This window comes from Klebsiella sp. D5A, assembly GCF_001620885.1.
Lineage (GTDB): Bacteria > Pseudomonadota > Gammaproteobacteria > Enterobacterales > Enterobacteriaceae > Klebsiella > Klebsiella variicola.
Genome location: NZ_KV407481.1, coordinates 33,918 through 50,606, shown reverse-complemented (window position 1 = coordinate 50,606; position 16,689 = coordinate 33,918). Strand labels below are relative to the sequence as shown.

Annotated in this window: 18 protein-coding genes; 6 read left to right on the top strand and 12 right to left on the bottom strand. The window is 57.3% G+C overall.

Features of this window, described 5'->3' with window-relative positions; all coding sequences use genetic code 11:
• Nucleotide 1: 1 nt before the first annotated feature.
• Nucleotides 2–430 (bottom strand): 50S ribosomal protein L13, encoded by a 429-nt coding sequence (gene rplM / locus AS136_RS00245; RefSeq protein WP_002918559.1) that lies wholly within the window; start codon nt 428–430, stop codon nt 2–4.
• 266 nt (nt 431–696) lie between these two features.
• On the bottom strand, nt 697–1,827 hold the full coding sequence (gene zapE / locus AS136_RS00240) for a cell division protein ZapE (RefSeq protein ID WP_008806664.1): 1,131 nt from the start codon (nt 1,825–1,827) through the stop codon (nt 697–699).
• 190 nt (nt 1,828–2,017) lie between these two features.
• On the opposite strand from zapE, the gene zapG reads away from it, so the two are divergent.
• From zapG to degS, 3 genes are all read left to right on the top strand, one after another.
• Nucleotides 2,018–2,416, top strand: coding sequence for a Z-ring associated protein ZapG (gene zapG, locus AS136_RS00235; protein ID WP_012540461.1), 399 nt, complete (start codon nt 2,018–2,020; stop codon nt 2,414–2,416).
• A gap of 173 nt (nt 2,417–2,589) precedes the next feature.
• On the top strand, nt 2,590–3,957 hold the full coding sequence (gene degQ, locus AS136_RS00230; protein WP_008806666.1) for a serine endoprotease DegQ: 1,368 nt from the start codon (nt 2,590–2,592) through the stop codon (nt 3,955–3,957).
• Between the two features lie 87 nt (nt 3,958–4,044).
• Nucleotides 4,045–5,103 carry an outer membrane-stress sensor serine endopeptidase DegS gene (gene degS, locus AS136_RS00225; protein WP_008806667.1) on the top strand — a complete coding sequence of 353 codons (1,059 nt, stop codon included), beginning with the start codon at nt 4,045–4,047 and terminating at the stop codon, nt 5,101–5,103.
• 25 nt (nt 5,104–5,128) lie between these two features.
• Here degS and AS136_RS00220 read toward each other — a convergent pair whose 3' ends face one another.
• The 10 genes from AS136_RS00220 to mdh all read right to left on the bottom strand — a co-directional run bounded on the left by AS136_RS00220 (nt 5,129) and on the right by mdh (nt 14,774).
• Nucleotides 5,129–5,839 carry a hypothetical protein gene (locus AS136_RS00220; protein WP_008806668.1) on the bottom strand — a complete coding sequence of 237 codons (711 nt, stop codon included), beginning with the start codon at nt 5,837–5,839 and terminating at the stop codon, nt 5,129–5,131.
• A 59-nt stretch (nt 5,840–5,898) separates the two neighbouring features.
• Entirely contained in the window at nt 5,899–7,200 is a 1,302-nt protein-coding gene (locus AS136_RS00215; RefSeq protein WP_023323325.1) for an oxalacetate decarboxylase subunit beta, read from the bottom strand.
• A gap of 15 nt (nt 7,201–7,215) precedes the next feature.
• Nucleotides 7,216–8,985 carry a sodium-extruding oxaloacetate decarboxylase subunit alpha gene (oadA, locus tag AS136_RS00210; RefSeq protein ID WP_023323326.1) on the bottom strand — a complete coding sequence of 590 codons (1,770 nt, stop codon included), beginning with the start codon at nt 8,983–8,985 and terminating at the stop codon, nt 7,216–7,218.
• 15 nt (nt 8,986–9,000) lie between these two features.
• Nucleotides 9,001–9,252 (bottom strand): oxaloacetate decarboxylase subunit gamma, encoded by a 252-nt coding sequence (locus tag AS136_RS00205; RefSeq protein ID WP_012540458.1) that lies wholly within the window; start codon nt 9,250–9,252, stop codon nt 9,001–9,003.
• A 141-nt stretch (nt 9,253–9,393) separates the two neighbouring features.
• Nucleotides 9,394–10,011, bottom strand: coding sequence for a L(+)-tartrate dehydratase subunit beta (gene ttdB, locus AS136_RS00200; protein ID WP_012967163.1), 618 nt, complete (start codon nt 10,009–10,011; stop codon nt 9,394–9,396).
• Nucleotides 10,011–10,910 carry a L(+)-tartrate dehydratase subunit alpha gene (gene ttdA / locus AS136_RS00195; protein ID WP_008806674.1) on the bottom strand — a complete coding sequence of 300 codons (900 nt, stop codon included), beginning with the start codon at nt 10,908–10,910 and terminating at the stop codon, nt 10,011–10,013. Before ttdA ends, ttdB begins: the two co-directional genes overlap by 1 nt.
• Before the next feature lie 32 nt (nt 10,911–10,942).
• Nucleotides 10,943–12,211, bottom strand: coding sequence for an SLC13 family permease (locus tag AS136_RS00190; protein WP_008806675.1), 1,269 nt, complete (start codon nt 12,209–12,211; stop codon nt 10,943–10,945).
• Nucleotides 12,212–12,422: 211 nt separating this feature from the next.
• Nucleotides 12,423–13,088: a GntR family transcriptional regulator gene (locus AS136_RS00185; RefSeq protein WP_063266633.1), complete on the bottom strand. Its 666-nt coding sequence runs from the start codon at nt 13,086–13,088 to the stop codon at nt 12,423–12,425.
• Nucleotides 13,075–13,704, bottom strand: a complete 630-nt coding sequence (locus tag AS136_RS00180) for a GntR family transcriptional regulator (protein ID WP_008806677.1) — start codon at nt 13,702–13,704, stop codon at nt 13,075–13,077. Before AS136_RS00180 ends, AS136_RS00185 begins: the two co-directional genes overlap by 14 nt.
• 131 nt (nt 13,705–13,835) lie before the next feature.
• Nucleotides 13,836–14,774: a malate dehydrogenase gene (gene mdh / locus AS136_RS00175; RefSeq protein ID WP_008806678.1), complete on the bottom strand. Its 939-nt coding sequence runs from the start codon at nt 14,772–14,774 to the stop codon at nt 13,836–13,838.
• 414 nt (nt 14,775–15,188) lie between these two features.
• Between mdh and argR the strand changes: the two genes are divergently transcribed.
• The 3 genes from argR (at nt 15,189) to yhcN-B (ending at nt 16,661) form a co-directional block, all read left to right on the top strand.
• Nucleotides 15,189–15,659 carry a transcriptional regulator ArgR gene (gene argR / locus AS136_RS00170; RefSeq protein ID WP_002918625.1) on the top strand — a complete coding sequence of 157 codons (471 nt, stop codon included), beginning with the start codon at nt 15,189–15,191 and terminating at the stop codon, nt 15,657–15,659.
• Between the two features lie 373 nt (nt 15,660–16,032).
• On the top strand, nt 16,033–16,296 hold the full coding sequence (yhcN, locus tag AS136_RS00165; RefSeq protein ID WP_008806679.1) for a peroxide/acid stress response protein YhcN: 264 nt from the start codon (nt 16,033–16,035) through the stop codon (nt 16,294–16,296).
• Between the two features lie 98 nt (nt 16,297–16,394).
• Nucleotides 16,395–16,661 carry a DUF1471 family stress response protein YhcN-B gene (gene yhcN-B / locus AS136_RS00160; protein WP_008806680.1) on the top strand — a complete coding sequence of 89 codons (267 nt, stop codon included), beginning with the start codon at nt 16,395–16,397 and terminating at the stop codon, nt 16,659–16,661.
• Nucleotides 16,662–16,689 lie beyond the last annotated feature (28 nt).

The window sequence follows — 16,689 nt, the reverse complement described above, 5'->3', positions numbered from 1 at the left end:
ATTAGATGTCAAGAACTTGCGGTTGCTGTGCCGCGTGGTTGTGCTCGTTACCCGCGTAAACTTTCAGTTTACGGTACATAGCACGACCCAGCGGGCCTTTTGGCAGCATGCCTTTAACCGCGATTTCAATCACACGCTCAGGACGGCGGGCAATCATCTCTTCAAAGGTCGCTTCTTTGATACCACCGATGTGGCCGGTGTGGTGGTAGTACATTTTGTCTTCGCGCTTGTTGCCGGTTACAGCAACTTTTTCTGCGTTCAGAACGATGATGTAATCACCGGTATCAACGTGCGGAGTGTATTCCGCTTTATGCTTACCGCGCAGGCGACGAGCCAGTTCAGTAGCCAGACGGCCCAGAGTTTTACCGGTCGCGTCAACAACATACCAGTCGCGTTTTACGGTTTCTGGTTTAGCTGTAAAAGTTTTCATTAAAAGCTTACCCAAATAATAAGTTACACGTTGGTGAACACCCAAACGTTTAGTCAGTTGAGGTTCACACGACATTGTCCAGCAAACCTACCCCTTCGAATAGCCTATGCCGGCGCATAGAAAGTTTCGGGAAAAAAACCTTCTCGTAACGTGGGGTCGCAAGATTATAGAGAAGTCGGGGTCAAAGATCGACCCCTTTATGAGATTTTTCAGGCAGGCCCCGGGGTGGCCTTCCGGCTCTCAATCCGTCGGGAAAAAGCGCCCTGTCAGGGCATATGCGGACGCTTGAGATACTCTTCGCTCTGCATCTCCTGCAGACGCGACAGACAGCGCTGGAACTCAAACTTCAGCCGCTCTCCCTGATAAATGTCGTACAGCGGCACCGCGGCGCTGACCACCAGCTTCACGTGGCGCTCATAGAACTCATCCACCAGGGCGATAAAGCGCCGCGCTTCGCTCTCCAGCTGCGCGGTCATCACCGGCACGTCGAGCAGCATCACGGTGTGGAACAGACGGGAGAGGGCAATATAGTCATGCTGGCTACGGGCATCCACACACAGCGTGGCGAACGACGCCGCCAGCGTCTGGTTTTCGACGCCAAGCGTGGGCAGCTCGCGGTGATTGATCTCCAGCGTCGGCCCGGCAGCAGCGCGCGGCGCCCCGGCCAGCGCCAGCCACAGTTTATCCATCTGTTCGCGGGTTTCGCTGTTCAGTGGCGACAGCCACAGGTGCGCCTGCGTCAGCGTACGCAGACGATAATCGATGCCGGCATCGACGTTCATAATATCGCAATGCTGCTTGATGGCGTCGATCGCCGGCAGAAAACGGGCCCGTTGCAGGCCATTGCGATAGAGCTCATCCGGCGGAATATTGGAAGTGGCGACCAGGGTGATGCCGCGGGCAAACAGGGCTTTCATCAACCCGCCTAACAGCATGGCATCGGTAATATCAGAGACGAAAAACTCGTCAAAACAGAGCACATCCGTTTCCGCCTTGAAACGGTCGGCGACAATCTCCAGCGGGTCGCTATGTCCCTGCAGGGTGGTCAGCTCTTCGTGCACGCGCAGCATGAAGCGATGGAAATGCAGGCGCTGCTTACGCTCGCCCGGCAGACTCTGGTAAAACAGGTCCATCAGCCAGGTTTTCCCCCGCCCCACGCCGCCCCACATATACAGGCCGCGGACAGGTGCCGCCTCGACAACCGGTTCGCGCTTGCCCAGCAGTTTGCCGAATTTCGCGCGCAAACCGCCGCCTGACGCGACGGGCGCGGGCTGAGTCTGCAGTTCCTGGTAAATGGTATCAAGGCGGCTCACCGCTTCTTGCTGGACGTCGTCGGGTTGATGGCTGCCCTCTTTCAGGGCTAAAAGGTAACGCGATGTTGGAGACAGGCTTTGCATGATCTAATTGTTATTCCTTGAAAACCGTAATGCCGAAGCTCACGATTGACGAAAAAAAGGCCGTTCTACACTACGCGATGATACGCCAGGATTCCACTTCTGTGGAATTAGCGGTTATAGTGGCACTATCGGGCGCAGGCGGAGAGCCTAAGAGCCACCCTACGGAACCACAAAACAACGGGAGATGTTCATGACCTGGGAATACGCGCTAATTGGGTTAGTCGTCGGTATCATTATTGGTGCCGTCGCCATGCGTTTCGGCAACCGCAAACTGCGCCAGCAGCAGGCGCTGCAGTTCGAACTGGAAAAGAATAAAGCCGAGCTTGAAGAATACCGTGAAGAGCTGGTCAGCCACTTCGCGCGCAGCGCCGAGTTGCTGGATAACATGGCGCATGACTATCGTCAGCTGTATCAGCATATGGCGAAAAGCTCTAACAACCTGCTGCCGGACTCTATGGCAGACGCCAACCCGTTCCGCAACCGTCTGGAAGAGTCTGAAGCCAGCAACGATCAGGCGCCGGTCCAGATGCCGCGCGACTACTCTGAAGGCGCATCCGGTTTACTGCGCGGTGGCGCAAAACGCGATTAACTGATCGCGTCTGATAAAATATCTCCGGGCGCGCCCACCGCGCCCGCTCCTTCCCCCACTTCCCGGCTACAATTTAAACCAGTACCCACATTGTTACCTGTGCAAAAATTCAATAACATCAGGTTATTCAGGACGTTTTTCCATACACCTCAGGTTACGAGAGCCAGCATCTAATGAAGAAACAGACTTTGCTGTTGAGTGCGTTAGCGTTAAGCATTGGGTTATCGTTGTCGGCCCTGCCTCCGGCAGCAGCATCCTTACCGACTCAGGTGCCCGGCCAGGGCGCGTTACCGAGCCTGGCGCCGATGCTGGAAAAGGTCCTGCCAGCGGTGGTCAGCGTGCAGGTGGAAGGCACCGCCTCGCCGACGCTCAATATGCCGGAAGAGCTGAAGAAATATTTTGGTGATAACGCCCCGCAGGAGCAGGCGCAGCCGTTTGAAGGGCTCGGCTCCGGCGTCATCATCGACGCAGCGAAAGGCTACGTGCTAACCAATAATCACGTCATCAATCAGGCGCAGAAGATCAGCGTCCAGCTGAACGATGGCCGTGAATTTGATGCCAAACTGGTCGGCAGCGATGAACAGAGCGATATCGCTCTGCTGCAGCTGATCAAGCCGGCGAACCTGACGCAAATCGCCATTGCTGACTCCGATAAACTCCGCGTCGGCGACTTCGCCGTCGCCGTCGGCAACCCGTTCGGCCTTGGCCAGACCGCCACCTCCGGCATTATCTCTGCCCTTGGCCGCAGCGGCCTGAACCTGGAAGGGCTGGAGAATTTCATCCAGACCGATGCCTCGATTAACCGCGGTAACTCCGGCGGCGCGCTGTTGAACCTCAACGGCGAGCTTATCGGGATCAACACCGCGATCCTGGCGCCGGGCGGCGGTAGCATCGGCATCGGCTTCGCCATTCCAAGCAACATGGCGAAAACCCTCGCCGACCAGCTCATTCAGTTTGGCGAAATCAAGCGCGGCCTGCTGGGCATTAAAGGCATGGAAATGAGCGCCGATATCGCTAAGGCGATGAATCTCGACGTTCAGCGCGGCGCCTTCGTCAGTGAAGTGTTACCAAACTCCGGTTCCGCCAAAGCAGGGATCAAATCCGGCGACGTCATTGTCAGTCTGAACGGCAAGCCGCTGAACAGTTTTGCCGAACTGCGCTCGCGCATCGCCACCACCGAACCGGGGACCAAGGTCAAACTGGGCCTGCTGCGCGACGGAAAACCGGTCGATGTCGAAGTGACGCTGGATAAGAGCACCTCCTCCACCGCCAGCGCCGAGCTGATTATCCCTGCCCTGCAGGGAGCCTCGTTCAGCGATGGTCAGATGAAGGACGGTACCAAAGGCGTGGTGATCGATAATGTCGATAAAGGCAGCGCCGCCGCCCAGGTCGGCCTGCATAAGGATGACATTATCATTGGCCTTAACCGGGAACGTATTCATTCGATTGCCGAACTGCGCAAAGTGCTTGAAGGCAAACCGCCGGTCATCGCCCTGAATGTGATCCGCGGCAACGAAAGCATCTATCTGCTGCTACGCTGATTGTCTTCCCGGACATCGCCGCCATGTGCGATGTCCGGACAACTCATGCTATGCTGCGTCTGACCATTCATTAACGATATTTGCATCATGCCTGGAAAGTTATTACGTTCGATACTCATCGGTTTGATTGTCGGGGGACTGCTGCTGGCCCTGATGCCATCGCTGCGCCAGTGGCAGCTGACGCCGACCACCCAAAACGATACGGCAGACGACTCCCCTGTGAGCTATAACGCCGCCGTACGCCGCGCGGCGCCCGCCGTGGTGAACGTCTATAACCGCGCCCTGAACAGCACCAGCCATAATCAGCTGACGCTTGGCTCCGGGGTGATCATGGATCAGCGCGGCTATATCCTGACCAACAAGCATGTTATCAATGATGCCGATCAGATCATTGTCGCACTGCAGGACGGCCGCGTCTTCGAAGCGCTGCTGGTCGGATCCGACACCCTGACTGACCTCGCCGTGCTGAAGATCAACGCCACCGGCGGGCTGCCGGTGATCCCGATCAACCCGAAACGCACGCCGCATATTGGCGATGTCGTCCTGGCGATTGGCAACCCCTATAACCTGGGGCAGACCATCACTCAGGGGATCATCAGCGCCACAGGGCGCATTGGCCTCAACCCGACCGGCCGCCAGAACTTCCTGCAAACTGACGCCTCGATTAACCACGGTAACTCGGGTGGGGCGCTGGTGAACTCCCTCGGCGAGCTGATGGGGATTAACACCCTCTCCTTTGACAAAAGCAATGACGGCGAAACGCCGGAAGGCATTGGCTTTGCGATCCCGTTCCAGTTAGCGACCAAAATTATGGATAAGCTGATCCGGGATGGCCGGGTGATCCGCGGCTATATCGGCATTAGCGGCCGGGAGATCGCCCCGCTGCACGCGCAGGGCGGCGGGATCGATCAGATCCAGGGGATCGTGGTTAACGATGTGGCGCCTGATGGCCCCGCAGCACAAGCCGGGATCCGCGCCAACGACGTGATCATCTCCGTGAATGACAAACCTGCGGTTTCTGCACTGGAGACGATGGATCAGGTGGCCGAGATCCGCCCGGGATCGGAAATTCCGGTAGTCATCATGCGTGATGATAAGAAAATTACGCTCCATATCGCCGTTCAGGAATACCCGGCCACCAACTAAACGGCTCCCCGTTTGGGGAGCCACGTTAATCGCTAAATACCGGACCGGCCGGGAATCTGACCAGAAACCCGGTCACCGCCAGCAGCGATCTCAGCCCGGGCCAGACTATCTGTCGCTCACGAAGCTCATCATCCAGCGTCAGTAGCGCAAATTCCCCCTTCTCACCCAGCACGCCACCCTGCCAGAGCAGGCGCTGCGCCTGCTGCCGCGCCCAGGGCGACTCACTCTTCCAGGCCAGCAAATGCAGCAGCGCCTGCTGCAGACAGACGCTGTGGGAATGGTTATCCCGCCGCAGCCGCCGGTAGACGGGCAGGGACACGCTGCGCACGGTATAAAATCCACTGCCCGCCTCTTCATCGCCTTCAGGGATTGCGCGGGCGAACTGCCCCGCCACGTCGCACAGCCGGTTGTGCGTCAGCGGAAGTTGCCGGGCGCTGAGCGCCCCGGCCGCCATGCACAGCAGACCGCTGCGCTGCAGCGAGGGCGTCGCAGAGCGCACGACCGCCGCCGGTAAGGCGATCACCGCCCGTGTCGCCTCGTCAGCGTTATGGTCAGCGCCGGCCTCATAACAGCTGGCCAGCAGCGCTTCACCAGGCGTGGCGTTCAGCGGGGGCGAAAGCAGGTTCAGCGCCGGCTGCAGTTGTGCAAGTTCATCGCCTGACGCCAGCATGGCGTCAACCACCGCCTCCCGTGTTGATGTCCGGTTTTCCGGACAGCATGCTATGGCTTCATTCATCACCGTCTCCTTATGAGAAATCTCCGCGGCCGGTATGCCAGCCGCGGGAACAGGCTGGCCTACATCGCCAGCACGTACTTGAGCATCACCCCGGCGGCGATCGCCGAGCCGATCACCCCGGCCACGTTCGGGCCCATGGCGTGCATCAGCAGGAAGTTCTGCCCGTCCGCTTCCAGACCCACTTTGTTCGACACCCGCGCCGCCATCGGCACCGCCGACACCCCCGCCGAGCCGATCAGCGGGTTGATTTTGTGCCGGCTGAACACGTTCATCAGCTTCGCCATCAGCACCCCGGCCGCGGTGCCCACGCAGAAGGCGATCACCCCCAGCACCAGGATCCCCAGCGTCTGCGGCTGCAGGAACTTGTCCGCCACCAGCTTGGCCCCCACCGACAGCCCGAGGAAGATGGTCACGATGTTGATCAGCGCGTTCTGCACCGTATCGCTCAGCCGCTCCACCACACCGCTCTCGCGCATCAGGTTGCCGAAGCAGAACATCCCCAGCAGCGGCGCGGCGTCCGGCAGCAGGAGCGCCACCAGCAGCAACAGCACCGCCGGGAACAGGATCTTCTCCCGCTTACTCACCGTGCGCAGCTGCACCATGCGGATCTTCCGCTCCCTGTCGCTGGTCAGCGCCTTCATGATCGGCGGCTGGATCAGCGGCACCAGCGCCATGTAGGAGTAGGCGGCCACCGCGATGGCCCCCAGCAGCTCCGGCGCCAGCTTGCCCGACAGGTAAATCGCCGTCGGGCCGTCGGCGCCGCCGATGATGCCGATGGCCGCCGCCTGCGGCAGGGTGAAGCTGATGATGCCGAAGTAGTTCAGCGTCAGCGCCCCGAGCACGGTGGCGAAGATCCCGAACTGCGCCGCCGCCCCCAGCAGCAGGGTGCGCGGGTTGGCCAGCAGCGGGCCGAAATCGGTCATTGCCCCAACGCCCATAAAAATCACCAGCGGCGCAATGCCCGAGCCAATCGCCACCTTATAGAAGATGGCCAGCACCCCGGCGGAGTAGCCCATGTCCACCGCGAGGCTCTCCATCTGCCCCTGCACCGACGGCAGGGCCAGCGCCAGCGCCTCCTTAATGGCGTGGACGTCCGGCGCGCAGTGGAGCTTCGCGGCAATCACCGCCAGCTGCGCCGGGTCGTGGTGGGCCAGCAGGCTCTCCAGGGCGGTGAGCGCCAGCCCGGCCTCCGGGATGTTCGACAGCAGGCCGCCGAAGCCAATCGGCAGCAGCAGTAACGGCTCGAACTTCTTCGCAATCGCCAGCCACAGCAGCAGCAGGCTGACCAGCAGCATCACCGCCTGGCCGGCCCCCAGGTGCATCAGCCCCATGCCCTGAATCAGGGCGTTCAGACTTTCCATTTCCGCTCCTCGTCCTTACGCCAGCTGCAGCAGAGTGTCGCCGACCGCCACCGCGTCGCCGGCTTTCACCGCGATACCGCGCACGGTCCCGGCCTGCGCGGCGCGGATTTCGGTCTCCATCTTCATGGCTTCCAGAATCAGCAGCACCTCGCCTTCGGCCACCGTCTGGCCTTCCGCGGCCAGCACCTTCCAGATAGTGCCCGCCAGCGGGGCGGTCACCGGGGTGCCGGCGCCGGCCGGAGCCGGGGCGGCAGCAGGCGCAGCGGCCACCGGCGCGGCGCTGAGCTGGCTGACGTCGCCGCCGTCGCTGACTTTGACCACAAAGGCTTTGCCTTCCACTTCCACGGTGTAGACGCCGGAGGCGGCTGGTTTCTCAGCCTTCGCGGCAGGTCTGGCTTCTTCCACCTGCGGTACCGGCTCAAAGGCTGCCGGGTTGTGGCGGTTTTCGAGGAACTTGAGGCCGGGCTGCGGGAACAGGGCCACGGTGAGCACGTCGTCGATGGCGTTTTCGGCAAGCGTGATGCCCTTCTCCTGCGCCTGGCGTCTGACGTCGGCTTCCAGCTGCGCCAGCTCCGGCTTCAGCAGGTCGGCCGGGCGGCAGGTGATGGCTTCAGCGCCGTCGAGCACCCGCGCCTGCAGGGCGGCGTTCACCGGCGCCGGGGTGTGGCCGTACTCGCCCTTCAGGATACCGGCGGTCTCCTTCGCGATGGTTTTGTAGCGCTCGCCGGTCAGGACGTTGAGCACCGCCTGGGTGCCGACAATCTGCGAGGTCGGGGTGACCAGCGGGATGAAGCCGAGGTCCTCGCGCACGCGGGGGATTTCCGCCAGCACCTCATCCAGACGGTGGGCGGCGTTCTGCTGCTTCAGCTGACTTTCGAGGTTGGTGAGCATCCCGCCCGGGACCTGGGCGACGAGGATACGGCTGTCGGTGCCCTTCAGCTGGCCTTCGAAGGCGTGGTACTTCTTACGCACCTCGCGGAAGTAGGCCGCGATGCTCTCCAGCTTGTGGATATCCAGCCCGGTGTCATATTGCGTGCCGGCGAGGGTGGCGACCAGCGCCTCGGTGGCCGGGTGGCCGTAGGTGGCGCTCATGGACGAAATCGCCGTATCCACGCCGTCGACCCCGGCTTCAATGGCCTTCAGCAGGGCCATCTCCGCCATCCCGGTGGTGGCATGGCAGTGCAGGTGCAGGGTGACGTCGTAGCGTTTTTTGATTTCGCTGACCAGCTCAAAGGCGGCATGCGGCGTCAGAATGCCGGACATGTCCTTGATGGCGACGGAGTCAACGCCGGTCTCCAGCAGCTGTTCGGTGAGGTCGAGCCAGGTCTGCAGGGTGTGCGCCGGGCTGGTGGTGTACGAAAGCGTACCCTGGGCGTGGGCGCCGTGGCGGCGGACCGCCTGCAGGGCGGCCTGCATGTTGCGCGGGTCGTTCATGGCGTCGAAGACGCGGAAGACGTCCATGCCGTTTTTGACGGCGCGCTCCACGAAGCGCTCCACCACGTCATCGGCGTAGTGGCGGTAGCCGAGCAGGTTCTGGCCGCGGAGCAGCATCTGCAGCGGGGTCTTCGGCATCGCCTTTTTCAGCTCGCGCAGGCGGACCCACGGGTCCTCGCCGAGGAAGCGGATGCAGGCGTCAAAGGTGGCGCCGCCCCAGCACTCAAGGGAGCGGTAGCCGACGTCATCCAGCTGAGCGGCGACGGGGAGCATATCGTCGAGACGCAGACGGGTGGCGAACAGGGACTGGTGGGCGTCGCGCAGGACGACATCGGTAATGGCAACGGTCATAAATTCCTCCGTGAATTAAGGGTGAAGACGGCGATGGTGGTGAATGGCGGCGACAATCGCCGGCTTTAAGCGGGCGAAGTCGTCGGCGGGCGCGACGGCGGCCGGGGCCGGTTTGGGGGCGGCAGGCGGCTCGGGAAACAGGCGGTTGACGGCGAGGGACATTCCCCGGATGGCGAAAATGAGCAGCAACAGGAACACCAGCACAAAGCCCATGCCGAGAAACATCAGGGTGAAGCCTTCGCCTAACAGGACGGCATTGTCAGTCATAAAATAGCCTTTGGGAGGGGCGCAATAATGGCTAACAGCAGACCGCGTTAGCCGAGTGGATTTCCCCGGACCGCCTGGTCAGAAGCCTCTGTTTAGCAGTCAGCTGCCGCTGCCATTACTGCGCTATATATTCAATCGGGGTTATTTAATGAAGCTCACATGTTTGCAGATTTCATCGGCGACCATGTCTTTGCGCTGATTAAAGATCACTTTATTCTGCTCAAACAGGTTATTGCCGTGGGTATCGATTGAGACAATTAACGGCCCGAACTCTTTCACACGACATACCCATAAGGTTTCCGGCATCCCTAAATCACGCCACTGCGCATCTTCGATTTCTTCCACGCAGACCGCGGCGACGACCGCGCAGCCGGCCGGGAACACGCAGTGCAAGGCTTTATGCTCGGCGCAACCCTCTTCGGTTCCCTTCCCCATACCGCCTTTACCAACGATTAATTTCACGCCAGTCCTGGCAATAAACTCTTTTTCAAATTTCTCCATGCGCATACTGGTGGTCGGCCCAACGGAGACCATTTCAAATTTATCTTCCGAACCTTTAATCGGTCGCACAATCGGCCCGGCATGCAATATCGCGCCACCGGCAACATTGACCGGTAATTCACGCCCGCCCTCAATTAAGCGACGATGAGCCACATCGCGACAGGTCACAATATGGCCGTTGAGATAAATGATATCGCCCGCTTTAATATCAGCTAAATCTTCATCTTTAATGGGCGTAGTGAGTATTTTTTTAGCCATCAGAATGCCACTCCTGTGTGAGACGTAATGGTGTAGTTCAGGTCTTTATCGAAAACGATATGTCCTTTGCGGTGCGACCAGCAGCCGACGTTGACCGCCACGCCAATGGTGGAAGGATGGCGTGCGGTATTTTCGATATTGACGCCCATCACGGAGGTATTGCCGGACATCCCCTGCGGGCCCAGACCGATTTTGTTGATGCCGTCTTCGAGCATTTTTTCCAGCGATGCCGCCCGTTCGTTATCATTGTGCGAGCCAATCGGGCGCATCAGCGCTTTCTTCGACAGCAGCGCCGCGGTTTCCACCGACGTTGCCACCCCAACGCCAACCAGCAATGGCGGACAGGCGTTCAGGCCATAGCTGGTCATCACATCCAGCACAAAGCGGGTCACCCCTTCATAGCCAGCGCCAGGCATTAACACCATCGCTTTACCCGGCAGCGAGCAGCCGCCGCCAGCCATATAGGTGTAGATGCTGCACTGATCGGAATTGGGAACGATCTCCCAGAAGACCGTCGGCGTACCTTTACCGACGTTTTTACCGGTGTTGTATTCATCAAAGGTCTCGACGCTGTTATGACGCAGCGGGGAGTCGACGGTGGCTTTGATCACCGATTCGCGCAGCAGCGCTTCCAGTTCGCCGATCAGCGGAAAGTTGGCGCCGCACTCCACCAGAAACTGGATCACGCCGGTATCCTGGCAGGAGGGACGATCCAGCTCTTTCGCCAGACGCTGGTTTTCAATCATGGTGGTAAAGATGACGTCCGCCAGCTGGCTGGTCTCTTTCTTATGCAACTCTTTTAGTTTTGCCGTGACGTCATCAGGCAATACTTTGCCGGTATATCCCACAAATCTGGCCATGATGTCGGTCATGCGGGATATCTGTTCGCTTTTGCTCATAAAGGCTCCTTAGTCAGAACAGCGTCCGTAAGTTACGGATGAAAAGGGAAAAGGATTGGCAGCAGGATCAGGCTGACAATGGTGGAAACGATAATCAGAGGGATGCCGGATTTGGCGTAATCGACGAACTTATAGCCCCCGGCCGACAGCACCATCATATTGGCGGGCATCCCGATCGGCGTCGCATAGGCGCAGGAGCTGCCAATCACCGTCGCCATCAGCACCGCACGCGGATCGGCGCCCATACCGGCGGCAATCGACAGGCTCACCGGCACCAACAGCGCGACGGTGGCGGTATTGGACATAAAGTTGGTCATCACCACGGAGAGGGCAAAGACCACCACCAGCAGCATGAACGGCGAGGAGTTGTTGCCCAGCAGACCGATAACCTGGTCAGCCACCAGCTTGCCCGCCCCGGTCATTTCCAGCGCCTTTGCCAGCGCCAGGGTGCCGCCGAAAATAAAAATAGTCTGTGAATCAATAGCTTTGTAAGCTTGCTTTTCCGTCAGCACCCCGGTAACCACCAGCACCAGGGCACCGATACAGCCGGCCACCGCCAGGCTAATGCCGGTCTGTTTTTCGAAAATCATGCCGAGGATCGTGGCGATCAACACCACCAGGGACAGGATCTGCTTCCAGCGTGGAACGTGGCTGTAATCCCGCTGTTCGCCGACGCTGCCCACTTCCCCGCTGTTTGGATTATTGGGCAAAAACTTATAGCCGATGGTCAGGAAATAGAGGATGCCGCAGACCAGCATCGGTAGACCCACTTTCGCATACTCAAAGAAACCGAAGCCGCTGCCGATGTTCTGTAAGGCCGATTGCGCGATCAGGTTGCCCGGGGCGCCAATCAGCGACAGGTTGCCGCCCAACGCGGCAGCAAACACCAGCGGCATCAGCAGACGCGAGCGGGAAAACCCCGATTTGGCGGCCACGCCAATGACGACCGGGATCAGCACCGCCGCCGTACCGGTGTTGGAAAGAAAGCCCGACATCACGCCGACCACCACCATGATGGTGAAAATCAGCTGTTTTTCGGTTTTGGCGAAGTGAGTGATCACCCCGCCGACTTTATTGGCCATCCCGGTTTCAAATAACGCCCCGCCGACGACGAACATGGCGACAAAAAGAATGACATTGCTGTCGATAAAACCGGCAAAGGCCTGCTTCAGATCCAATACGCCAGTGACCACTAACGCCACACAAACCACCATGGAAGTCACTGCCAGCGGCACTTTCTCCCAGACGAACATGACGATAGCGAACACCAGCAAACATAGGGTGATGGTAATCGGTTCCATACTTATAATTCTTCCTATCAATGATATATGATATTGTATCCAATATTGACGAGGGAGAAATTATTCCCATGCAAAAAGTAAGTCAATGCGTTTTTGTGGAATGATCGCGCAATGAGATCTACATCAAGATCCTGCGCAGATCGTCACGTTGAGGAATTAATAACGTTGATAAATATAACAAACGCCAGCTATTCGCTGGCGATCGATCCGGTCAGGGAGCAGGATCGGGCAGGTAACGCGTGAGCATATTCTCCATCGAGCGGATGATATGCTCATGCATTCGCTGACGGGCCAGCGCTTCGTTATGCTGCTCAAGCGCTTGTAAGATCGCTTTATGTTCACGGAGGGAAATGACGGCGTACTCTTCTTCGGTCACCTTGTGCCCCATCGACAGTCCGTTCCACATGTTGCAGAGCAGCATCTTCATTTTTTCATTTCCCGCCGCGTTCCAGATCTCCATGTGGAAGGCCTGGTTCAGGTCGGAATATTCAGCAGAATTATTGTCTGCCAGCGCCTTCTCTGCGGCATAGTGAACCTGAGCGATGCGTGAAATATCGGTCCCTGGACGAGAAGCTTTCGCCACCGCTTCACTTTCCAGTACAGCGCGAATTTCGTAATGCTCGCGGATAGTCTGCTCATTAATCCCCAGCACCACCGCACCTTTATTCGGCCGCACTTGAATCAGACCATCGGCGGCTAAAATCTGAAACGCTTCACGTACCGGCATGCTGGAAACGCCAACCATTTTGGCAATCCCTTCAAGGGTAATTTCCTTCCCTTCCACTAAATCCCGCGAAAGGATCGCTTTACGCAAAACCGCCGCCACCTGCTCCTTCGCGGAAAGAAGCTTAATTTTCCCTAATTTAGGCTTCTGCACTTTCCCAATCCTTCATATGTTGACGCATTATCTCCGCAAGCATAAGGAAATAACGCTGTGTTGCCTGAGCAATTTTTTCGCCTTCGCCATGGCCAATGGCGCTCGCCAGTTCGTTCAGGATCTGCGCCGACTCCTGGCCATCCTCTTTCAGGTACAGAATGACATAGGAAATATAACCGTCCAAAAATTGCTGATACGCCTTTGCCAGATAGCGGTTATCAAGATAGGAAATCAGCAACTGATGAAACGCCAGTTCACCGGCATTATCGCCAGCACGCGCCAGCTCCTGCGCGCGCGCGCGAAGTAATTCCCCCTGATTTGCCGGCACGAGGGCAAACAGTTCAGCAGCCATCACCGCGATAACGCGAAAAATATGGCTCACATCCTCGACGGCCAGCGTGGAGACCTGCATATGTCGGTTAGGCAAGCGCACCAGAAATCCTTCCTGTTCAAGGGACTGTAGCGCTTCCCTAACCGGCATACGTGAAAGTCCCAATTGTTCCGCGATGTTCTCCTGAGTCAGTTCCTCCCCGGGTTTCATGGCGCCGGAGAGGATCTGATAACGAATCATCTGCGCGATTTGGTCCCGGGTCTGTTTTCTTTCGATCTTTTTCACGCTGTCCTCATGGCTGGTGGCTTAAAACGCGGGGGATTTTAGCAGATTTGCCCGACCGCTGGCGCATGGAGGCGAAAAGTGAGGCAATAAAAAGCCGGAACAACGGTTCCGGCTTTTTTGCACGTGCGAGGTTACTTGTTGACGAAGTCTTCGCCGAGCGCGATATCTTTCTTCAGGGTGTCCAGCATGCCTTCCAGCGCCTGCTGCTCAAAGGCGCTGAGTTTGCCGATAGACTGTCGCTCTTCCACGCCGTTTTTTCCCAGCAGCAGCGGCTGGGAGAAGAAACGCGCATAGTGGCCGTCGCCTTCCACGTAGGCGCACTCCACCACACCTTTCTCTCCCTGCATCGCGCGAACCAGAGAGAGACCAAAGCGCGCAGCCGCCTGACCCATCGACAACGTCGCCGACCCACCGCCCGCTTTCGCTTCCACGACTTCGGTACCGGCATTTTGAATGCGTTTAGTCAGATCGGCCACTTCCTGATCGCTGAAGCTGACGCCCGGGATCTGCGACAATAATGGCAGAATGGTGACGCCGGAGTGACCACCAATGACCGGGACTTCCACCTCGGTTGCCGATTTACCTTTCAGCTCAGCGACAAAGGTATTGGAGCGGATAATGTCCAGCGTGGTGACGCCGAACAGCTTGTTTTTATCGTACACGCCGGCTTTTTTCAGCACTTCGGCGGCGATAGCCACGGTGGTATTCACCGGGTTGGTGATAACACCGATGCAGGCCTGTGGGCAGGTTTTGGCAATCTGCTGCACCAGGTTCTTAACGATGCCGGCATTCACATTAAACAGGTCGGAACGATCCATGCCGGGCTTACGCGCTACGCCCGCGGAGATCAGCACCACATCAGCGCCTTCCAGCGCCGGGGTAGCATCTTCACCGGAAAATCCTTTAATTTTTACATCTGTGGGGATATGACTTAGATCTACCGCCACGCCCGGCGTAACCGGAGCGATGTCGTACAACGAGAGCTCTGAACCTGAAGGCAGTTGGGTCTTAAGTAGTAGGGCAAGCGCCTGGCCGATACCACCGGCGGCGCCAAGGACTGCAACTTTCATCCTAAACTCCTTATTATGGTTAATTTAGTCTTTCGTTATTCCGTCGCCTGGACCTTAATTCACAAGATGAACAATTACAATGATTATGGCTGAAGAATGCATTATTGTGCGTAGCAATAGAACAGCGGCGCACTTTATGCTTCCTGACTGACCATCCAGCAAAGCGAAGTACCGGATCGACTGTTGGTTACAATACACCCAGCCAGTTGCGCAAAACAACACCAACTCAATAACATTTCATTTACTTTTACATGGCTTTAAGCGTTGTGATGTGAACATGTTCCTTATATGGTTTTTTTGCTAAAATATGCCCCCTTCATAACATTATTGACCTATCCCGTTGCGGATTATTTGCATAAAAATTCACGATTATGCATAATGATGTTGTTTTTACCACCATAATCTGGGTGACTTATGCGAAGTTCGGCAAAACAAGAAGAACTGGTTAAAGCGTTTAAAGCGCTGCTTAAAGAAGAAAAATTCAGCTCGCAGGGTGAGATCGTCCAGGCGCTGCAGGAAGAAGGCTTCGAGAATATCAACCAATCGAAGGTCTCCCGCATGCTCACCAAATTTGGCGCGGTTCGTACCCGTAACGCCAAAATGGAAATGGTCTATTGCCTGCCTGCTGAGCTTGGCGTGCCGACCACCTCCAGCCCGCTGAAAAATCTGGTGCTGGATATCGACTATAACGATGCCGTCGTGGTGATTCACACCAGCCCCGGCGCGGCGCAGCTGATTGCCCGTCTTCTCGACTCGCTGGGCAAGGCGGAAGGTATTCTCGGCAGCATCGCCGGGGATGACACCATCTTCACCACCCCTGCGCGCGGCTTTACGGTGAAAGATCTGCACGACGCCATCCTGGTCCTGTTCGAACAGGAACTCTGAGTATTCCCCTCTGGCAATCGTCAGAGGGCGACTCCCCTTTCTTTCTCTCTCACGCCCCTCAATCCAACAATTATTTAACATTTTGTGTGATTTAACGCGTCTATACGTTCTTTTACTTAAGGGAAACGCCTAAAACGCACAAAAGATCAAATTCGCATACCTTTATGATTTTATTAGAAATAAATCTTATCACTGCGGATAAGTTGTCATTTTTAATTCTTATAGGTTATAAAAAGCGCAATTCATTGTAACTATTAACGCGCAAAACAATTAGCATGGTATTAATATTTTTGGTGATTAGTGTATACTTGGTTTTGTGATGAGGGTCACGAAACAAAGACCCTCAACAAAAAGATTCGACGAGGTGAACATCATGAAAATCAAAACCACTGTAGCAGCACTCAGCATCCTGTCCGTCGTGTCGTTTGGCGCTTTTGCCGCTGACGTTATCAACAGCGAGCAAGCCCAGGGCCGCGAGGCCATCGGCACAGTTTCCGTCGGCGCGGTAGCCTCTTCCCCGATGGATATGCATGAAATGCTGAACAAGAAAGCGCAGGAAGAAGGGGCTTCTTCTTATCGCATTATCGAAGCCCGCACTGGCGACCACTGGCATGCCACCGCTGAGCTTTATAAATAAGTTGTAGTTCGTCAACGACTAACCCGACACAGATTCTCTACCGCGGCCTGGGCGCATACATCCCCCGCCGCGGCAAAACAAAGACTGGAGTAAAGATTATGAAACGCGCAATGATCATCGCATCCCTTGGCCTGGCTTCCGTTCTCTCTTTCGGCGCAAGCGCGGCCGTTCAGCAAGTTAACGCTGAACAAGCACAAAACCTGCAGTCCATGGGCACCATCTCCGTATCCCAGGTAGGTAGTGCGCCAATGGACATGCGTCAGGAGCTGGCCGCTAAAGCCGAGAAAGAAGGCGCCAGCAGCTACCGTATTATTGAAGCACGTACCGGCGATAGCTGGCACGCCACCGCTGAGCTGTACAAATAAACCCTCGTCGTCTTATTTCGACGACTTG

Excerpts from the sequence above, each read along its gene's own strand:
- oadA (WP_023323326.1), bottom strand. The coding sequence starts at position 8,985 with ATGACCGTTGCCATTACCGATGTCGTCCTGCGCGACGCCCACCAGTCC.
- rplM (WP_002918559.1), bottom strand. The coding sequence starts at position 430 with ATGAAAACTTTTACAGCTAAACCAGAAACCGTAAAACGCGACTGGTAT.
- yhcN (WP_008806679.1), top strand. The coding sequence starts at position 16,033 with ATGAAAATCAAAACCACTGTAGCAGCACTCAGCATCCTGTCCGTCGTG.
- ttdA (WP_008806674.1), bottom strand. The coding sequence starts at position 10,910 with ATGAGCAAAAGCGAACAGATATCCCGCATGACCGACATCATGGCCAGA.
- zapE (WP_008806664.1), bottom strand. The coding sequence starts at position 1,827 with ATGCAAAGCCTGTCTCCAACATCGCGTTACCTTTTAGCCCTGAAAGAG.
- AS136_RS00190 (WP_008806675.1), bottom strand. The coding sequence starts at position 12,211 with ATGGAACCGATTACCATCACCCTATGTTTGCTGGTGTTCGCTATCGTC.
- degS (WP_008806667.1), top strand. The coding sequence starts at position 4,045 with ATGCCTGGAAAGTTATTACGTTCGATACTCATCGGTTTGATTGTCGGG.
- zapG (WP_012540461.1), top strand. The coding sequence starts at position 2,018 with ATGACCTGGGAATACGCGCTAATTGGGTTAGTCGTCGGTATCATTATT.
- degQ (WP_008806666.1), top strand. The coding sequence starts at position 2,590 with ATGAAGAAACAGACTTTGCTGTTGAGTGCGTTAGCGTTAAGCATTGGG.
- mdh (WP_008806678.1), bottom strand. The coding sequence starts at position 14,774 with ATGAAAGTTGCAGTCCTTGGCGCCGCCGGTGGTATCGGCCAGGCGCTT.
- AS136_RS00205 (WP_012540458.1), bottom strand. The coding sequence starts at position 9,252 with ATGACTGACAATGCCGTCCTGTTAGGCGAAGGCTTCACCCTGATGTTT.
- ttdB (WP_012967163.1), bottom strand. The coding sequence starts at position 10,011 with ATGGCTAAAAAAATACTCACTACGCCCATTAAAGATGAAGATTTAGCT.
- argR (WP_002918625.1), top strand. The coding sequence starts at position 15,189 with ATGCGAAGTTCGGCAAAACAAGAAGAACTGGTTAAAGCGTTTAAAGCG.
- AS136_RS00220 (WP_008806668.1), bottom strand. The coding sequence starts at position 5,839 with ATGAATGAAGCCATAGCATGCTGTCCGGAAAACCGGACATCAACACGG.
- yhcN-B (WP_008806680.1), top strand. The coding sequence starts at position 16,395 with ATGAAACGCGCAATGATCATCGCATCCCTTGGCCTGGCTTCCGTTCTC.
- AS136_RS00215 (WP_023323325.1), bottom strand. The coding sequence starts at position 7,200 with ATGGAAAGTCTGAACGCCCTGATTCAGGGCATGGGGCTGATGCACCTG.